Source organism: Dietzia sp. HMSC21D01, from assembly GCF_001815995.1.
In the GTDB taxonomy this organism is placed as follows: Bacteria; Actinomycetota; Actinomycetes; order Mycobacteriales; family Mycobacteriaceae; genus Dietzia; species Dietzia cinnamea.
In genome coordinates, this window is sequence record NZ_KV823896.1 from 1 (window position 1) to 6,481 (window position 6,481).

The following is a 6,481-nucleotide window of genomic DNA, read 5'->3' on the forward strand; positions in this document are numbered from 1 at the left end:
AGGCCCGGCGGCCCCGCGCCGGAGGGTGAGTATGTCCACGGACCCTGTTCTCCTGCTCTGCCGAACGGTCCCGCGGCGGCCGCTGGGGTAACGCTTGTCATTCCGAGCCGGACGCGGGATATTGACCTCGTCAATAGCGCTGAGTCTGGTGGTTCCGTGTTGCCGGGCGATTACCTCGTGGTTCCGGTGTGTAACCGACTCGCCCGTCCACCGCCCGCCAGACCGCAGACCGCCAAACCGTCAAACCGCCAGGAGGACAGATGAGCACCGCTCGAGGCGACGGCCAGGAACGCCTCGGCGCGCGCATCCGTCACCACCGCCGCCAGCTCGGACTAACGCTCGTCGAGGTAGCGGGTCAAGCCGGGATCTCGCAGCCGTTCCTGAGCCAGATCGAGCGGGGCAAGGCCGCCCCGAGCATGGCCACGCTCGAGGGCTTGGCCCACGCACTCGGCACCACACAGGCCCACTTGTTGGAAGCGGTCAGCTCCACCACTGACCCCGCAGCGGGCCCCTGCTCCCCCGATCGCGGCGTGGACATTCGTCGCGCCACAGAGGGGGCTGTGCTCACCCGCTCGGAAGGCACCGTCGGCGGACACACCCGCCTCCTCCCCGGCGGCCCGAACGGTACCCAGTTCCTCGAGTTCGTCGAAACCAACCACGTCCCCGGCCGGCTCTTCGAGCACCCCGGCAACGAGTGGCTCTACGTCACCCGCGGCACCATCCTGCTCGACGTCGGCGGCGCGACGAGCCGACTCGACGTCGGCGACGTGGCCCGTTACGACGGCACCCTGCCCCACCGCTGGTATGCCCCCCAGGGCGAGCAGGCCTGCCTCATCGTGGCCAGGCCCGGCTGAGGGCACCGGTCCAGCCGCATGCCTCAGCACCCCAGGCGCTCGGGGTCGCCCGGTCGCCCGAGGCCGCGACCTGGGGTGCCCTGCACACCGCGAGCAGGGCACCCCAGGTCGGACCCTTGGGCAGGGCTGCGGCATACCCCATCCGCCGACGCACCTGCCGAGTGGTCGCGACACGGCCCTCCCCTGCCGCGCCACCCGCCCGGAAACCTCGGCGACCTTCTGACCTGGGGTGCCCTGCGCGGCGCCCGCAGGTCAGCGCACCCACGCGCCATCTCGGCGGTCCGTCCGACAGGGTCCGGTCGAGCCCGCTCCGGCCGATGCTGCCGGGCGATGTCGTACCTCGAACGTAGTGTCGAATCATGGCCACGAAAGACACGCGCGCGTCCGAGTCAGAGGGACAGCACCGGGACCGACCGAGCCGAGCCCGCGAGGAGAGCCCCCCAGTCCATCCAGGCCCCGAGGACACCGGGGACCCGCCCTTTCCTCCACCGGGGTTCCGCACCGCGACCGGGCCCGAGTTGGAGGTCATCGTGCCCGACGCCTTCAGCGAGTGGGACGTCAACCAGCGGCACGGCTACCTAGCGCAACGAGTCATCAACGCCGCCGAGGGCCGCTCGCTCGCCTTCGCTTATGACTGCGTGCAGCTCGCGGGCGATCGAGACCGGTACCGCGACCCCTGGGAAACGGCGGCCTCCATGCTCGGCGTCTCGATGGGTATGTCGCGCCACCGTGCGGCCCGGCTCGTCACCACTGCCGTCGAGCTCACCGAACGGCTCCCCCGCACCGCGGCGCTGGTGGCGACCGGGTGGATCGGGCTCCTCGCAGCCCACACCATCGCCGAGGAGACGGCGATGGTCGCCGACCACCTGATGCCGGAGCTCGACCGGAGGATTAGCGAGGGGCTGGCCCCCACGAGACGCCGCACCCATCCGCCCCGGCCCGGGCCCCTGCGCAAGATGCTCGGAAAGACGGTCCGGGCCTGCGATCCGGTGGGGGCTGACGCCCGGGCCCGCCAGGCGCGGCAGGACGAGGACGTGGAGATGATCCCGCTGGCCGACGACCGGGCACTCATCTCCGCCACTCTCACCGCGGAGTCGGCTGTGGAGATCGCGGACCGTATCGAGGCCATCGCCCGGACCGCCTCGAAGGACGATCCACGGTCGATCGGGCAACTCCGTGCCGCCGGGTTGCTGGCCCTCAGCCGCGGGTGGGCCTGCCTGCCCGATCCCGACGGCGAGCATCCCACCGACCCAGAGGCCCGCACCGCCGCACGGCGCGTGATCATCAACGCCTACGACGACGGCACCCCGGACAACCGCGGCGTGACGCTGGCTGGATACGGCCCCGTCACCGGCCACACCGCCGACGAACTCGAGCGCAGCGCCCGCCGCAGGATCGATTCCCTCGGGGACCTGGCCGACCCCGACTCCGACGCCGCCCTCCGATACACCCCCTCGGAAGCCCTCGCACGCTTCTGTCGCGGGCGCGACGGCACCTGCGTCTTCCCCGGATGTCAGACGCCCGCCGAGAAAGCGGACCTCGATCACATCATCCCGTTCGACCACGACGATCCAGACCGGGGCGGCCACACCACATCTGATGACCTGGGATCACTGTGCCGATGCCATCACCGACTCAAGACCGACGGCATCTGGGCGTACTACCGAGACGTGGACGGCACCTACATCTGGATGCACGGGCCGAACCATCCGGACCCGGACCCCGGCACCCGCGTCGCGAGCCAGCCCACCGGGCCACTGGCGGGTCTCGCCGCGCCGCGACATTCCGAGTCCAGTCACCGACAGCAGGAGGCCGCCGAAGCGGGCCGGACCGGCAGCGGTTCAGCGATCGCGCGGCGGCGGCCGCACCTGCGGCACCGGCGCGCTGCTGACCGCCGCCGGTTCCGCGCGATGGCCGAGACCGAACGACAGCGTCCTCATCGGGAGCCCGAGAACAGACCACCCGGACCGGTCGACGATGTCCCGCCACCCTTTTAAAGCAATCGCGATGTCAGTACCTCGGCCGGGTCGGATACGGTCCGTCCGCGGGGCCGTGCGGGCCGACCGTGTGCACCTCGCGGAACTCGAAATCGGCGAAGTCGGAGGCCAGGCGACCCCAGTTCTCCCGGGTGATCGCCGTCGTGACGGTCCCCGCGATCCGGCTGATCCCGCCGTAGATCCCCGAGAGTTGGTTGCCGGTGACCCCCATCGAGGTGCGTGCGCCGGTGGAGAAGTGGTGCAGCCGCGTGATCCACGGCGCGGTCCCCGGGTGTCGCTCGGTGAACTCGAAACCCGGCCCGAGGTAGGGGCTGCGGCCCGCGGGGTGGTCCGCGGCGAAGTCGTGGACGTCCGCCCACAGGGCGATGTCGTCGACGAACTCGGACAGTTCCGGGCGACGCCGCAGGTCGACCTCGTATCCGGTGGCGCTGATCACGACGTCGGCACGGACACGGCCGACGTGGGTGTCGATCGCGAGCTCGCTCCCGCCCGCGCCGTCGTCGACCACCTCGACGCCGTCCCACCCGCAGCCGGTGTGCAGGGCGAAGTCGGGGTGGGCGAAGCAGCGCCACACCGTGTGCTGGGTGGGCGGCTGCGGTAGACCGCCGCTGAGGAGGGTGAAGTCCCACTTGGCCCGGTCGTCCAGGCCGTAGAAGCGTTCCTGCATCCCGGGGAACTCCATCCAACGCAAGGGGTTGGAGCCGGGGACGGTCTCGCGGCGCAGGAACACGTCCGCACGCGCGGCACCGTGGTCCAGCGCGGTGGCAGCGTTGTCGAATCCCGAGGCCCCGCCACCGAGGACGGCCACCCGCAGGCCGCGCAGGGCGTCGAAGTCGATCGGATCCTCGGTGTGGAACCACCGCTCGCGTGGCAGCGACCGGACGACACCCGGCACGCGCTGCCCGCCGCCGCCGGCCAACCCGAGCGAGAAGACGATCCGCCGCGCGGTCACCGACGTGCCGGCCGCATTGCCGCCCGTGCCAGCGCCCGTCAGCTCCACGGTGAAGGGGCCGTCCGGCGTCGTGGGCCGGTGCACGGCGGTCACCCGAGTGTGGTGGCGCACCGTGAGGCCGGTGATGTCGCGATACCACCGCAGGTAGTCGTTCCAGTCCAGCCGCGGCACGAGGTCGATCTCCGCCCACGCCTCCTCGCCGTAGACGGCCTCGAACCACCGGCGGACGTGCAGCGACGGGACGTCGAACTCGATGCTGCGCATGTGCTTGGGGCTCCGCAGAGTGTGCATGCGGGCGTAGCGATCCCAGCAGCCCACGCGGTCTGCCGGGCCGTCGTCCACCACGAGGACGCGGTCGATGCGTTGGCGCCCCAGCGCGAACGCGGTTCCCAGCCCGGCCTGACCGCCGCCGATGACGAGGACGTCCAGGTCGGGCGAGCTGTCGTCGCGGGGGATCCAGTCGCGGACGTGGCTGGTGGTCTCGATGTCCTCGCGCACGCGCGCGGCGAGCCGCGCCAGTCGGGCGTCGGCGTCGGGCAGGCGACGGGACCCGGTCGCGTAATCGAGCTGGGGGATCTCGGAGATCACGGAGGTCATGGACGTCTCCTGTGGCGTCTGGCCCGGGGCTTCCGGGCGTGCCCGGGTCCTGCGCCCGGGCGGACTCCGCGCCGCTGCCTGACGAATGACTCGTCCGTCGGGGCGTCGGTCGCCCCGCCGGCCGGGTCGGCGGGGCCGACCGCACCGTCGCGGTGTCGATCCTGAGTCTGGCAGCGCCGCTTTTCGGTGGTGTTACGGCGCCGTGAGGCCGGTGTGGCGGCGGTGGTCACCGCCCAGCCGACGGCCCGTGGACGGCCGGGGCCGCGGAGAGGGGTGGGTGCGCTGCCGCGCGGACTCTGGCTGCCTCTCGGACCGCCGCGGTGTTGGCCTTGCCGTGACGGGAGCCGGCGAGCTTCGCGGCGATGTGGTCTCGGACCGTGACGGGGTCGTAGGCGTCCCCGCCCGGGCCGGCGAACTCGGGCAGGGTCTCTACGACGGCGTCGACGTTCCCGTCGTGGAAGAACGCGGCCGAGCGGCGGCGCATGATCCGGCCGTCGACGACGGGCGGGGCGACGCGGTGCAGGGTCGACATCCACCGGTCGTTGGTGAGGCGGGCGGTGAGGTCCCCGAGATTGACCAGCAGGCCGCCCTCGACGGGCTGCACGTCATGCCAGACCCCGCCGGGGCCGAGAACCTGCAGGCCCGCGACCCTGTCGGCCCAGAGGACGGTGACGAGGCCGAAGTCGGTGTGCTCGCCCATCCCGCGGAGGTCGCCGTCGAGGGTGACCGGCCCCTCGTCGAGGGCATAATTGACCATGCGGAGGACGTCGATCGAATGGTCGGTGAGCCGGTCGAACAGCTCCGGCGGCTGGCCCAGGGCATCGGCGAAGACCCGCGTGAGCACGCGCGCGACGCGGGACGCCTCGCTGAAGTAGGTCTCGACGCGTTCGCGGAAGTGCGCTACCTCGGGCCAGACGTTGATGCCGTAGTCGTCCTCCGACAGCCCCAGTCCGGTGAACGAGCGAGCCTCCACACCGACGTTGAACGCCTCGAAGAAGTCGTTCATCCGGTCGGCGGACTCCACCCCCAGGCTGAGACTGAGGGATTCGCTCTTCGGCGGGCTGTACCCGCGGTTGGCGCCGGCCACGCGGTAGGCCTTCTTCGTCTCCAGCGGCAAGGCGAAGAAGTCGTCGATAGCGCCCGCCAGTCCGTCGATCACCTCCGGTGGGATGCCGTGACCGACGATCTGGATGAATCCGACCGTCGAGCACGCGTCGTCGATCTCGCGGGCGACGCGGGTTCGATCGTCGGCGGTCCCCTCGGCGGCCCCCTCGTCAGACCCGGTGGCGACGTACGGCGTCAGGTCCACGATCGGTACGTGGAAGGCGGTCTGGTCGGGGACGGTCTGGTCGGGGACGTTCTGGTCGCGGACGGCCAGGTCGGGGACGGTCTGGTCAGTGGTCATGTGTTTCCTCCCGGAAGTGCGTCGGTGGTGTCGGTCGAAGGCAGGGGGGGGGCGACGGCGGCGACGGCGGGTCAGGGGCCGGGACAGCAGAACTCGGCGCGCGACGGTGGATCGACGTGTCCATCTCCACCAGTCGCGCGCCGGTGCCGCCCCTGCGGCGGGCCACCAACTCGGCGGCGATCGACAGGGCGGTCTCGGCAGCAGTACGGGCGCCGAGGTCGAGACCGATCGGCGCGGAGAGTCGGCTCAACTCGGCCTCACTCACGCCGAGCTCGGAGAGCCGCGCGACCCGCTCGGCGTGGGTCCGTCTGCTGCCCATCGCACCCACGTACCCAGCTGCGGTGTTCAGGGCCGCGAGCAGCAGCGGGATGTCGAACTTCGGGTCGTGCGTCAGGACGCAGATCGCCGTGGTGGCGTCCACCGGGGTCCGCCGCAGGAACTCGTCCGGCCAGCACCGGACGACCTGTTCCGCGGCGGGGAACCGCCCGGCCGCGGCGAAAACCGGCCTCGCATCGCACACCGTCACCCGGTATCCCAGCCCCGCCCCCAGTGGGACCAGCGCCTCGGCGAACGCGGTCGCGCCGAACACCAGCAACCGCGGGGCCACGAGCGGGTGCACGAACACGCGACTCGCCCGCCCGGCGATCTCGGCGGGCACCACCGCCGGTCCCGCGGC

Annotated in this window: 5 protein-coding genes; 2 read left to right on the forward strand and 3 right to left on the reverse strand. The window is 71.8% G+C overall.

The annotated features are described in order from the left end of the window. The first annotated feature begins 260 nt into the window (after positions 1 to 260). The gene (locus tag HMPREF3086_RS08270; RefSeq protein ID WP_070721300.1) at positions 261 to 854 is read left to right on the forward strand and encodes a helix-turn-helix domain-containing protein; all 594 of its coding nucleotides are present in this window, start codon (positions 261 to 263) and stop codon (positions 852 to 854) included. Between the two features lie 530 nt (positions 855 to 1,384). Further along, positions 1,385 to 2,851 (forward strand): HNH endonuclease signature motif containing protein, encoded by a 1,467-nt coding sequence (locus tag HMPREF3086_RS08275; protein WP_246830940.1) that lies wholly within the window; start codon positions 1,385 to 1,387, stop codon positions 2,849 to 2,851. Between the two features lie 13 nt (positions 2,852 to 2,864). Here the strand turns inward: HMPREF3086_RS08275 and HMPREF3086_RS08280 are convergent, their stop codons facing one another. From HMPREF3086_RS08280 to HMPREF3086_RS08290, 3 genes are all read right to left on the reverse strand, one after another. Further along, on the reverse strand, positions 2,865 to 4,400 hold the full coding sequence (locus HMPREF3086_RS08280; protein WP_070721304.1) for an NAD(P)-binding domain-containing protein: 1,536 nt from the start codon (positions 4,398 to 4,400) through the stop codon (positions 2,865 to 2,867). A gap of 226 nt (positions 4,401 to 4,626) precedes the next feature. Continuing rightward, positions 4,627 to 5,805 carry an isopenicillin N synthase family dioxygenase gene (locus HMPREF3086_RS08285; RefSeq protein WP_083324357.1) on the reverse strand — a complete coding sequence of 393 codons (1,179 nt, stop codon included), beginning with the start codon at positions 5,803 to 5,805 and terminating at the stop codon, positions 4,627 to 4,629. After that, on the reverse strand, positions 5,795 to 6,481 hold a 687-nt coding region (locus HMPREF3086_RS08290; RefSeq protein ID WP_168169072.1), incomplete at its 5' end, for an XdhC family protein. The genes HMPREF3086_RS08290 and HMPREF3086_RS08285, both read right to left, overlap by 11 nt.

Excerpts from the sequence above, each read along its gene's own strand:
- HMPREF3086_RS08285 (WP_083324357.1), bottom strand. The coding sequence starts at position 5,805 with ATGACCACTGACCAGACCGTCCCCGACCTGGCCGTCCGCGACCAGAAC.
- HMPREF3086_RS08270 (WP_070721300.1), top strand. The coding sequence starts at position 261 with ATGAGCACCGCTCGAGGCGACGGCCAGGAACGCCTCGGCGCGCGCATC.
- HMPREF3086_RS08280 (WP_070721304.1), bottom strand. The coding sequence starts at position 4,400 with ATGACCTCCGTGATCTCCGAGATCCCCCAGCTCGATTACGCGACCGGG.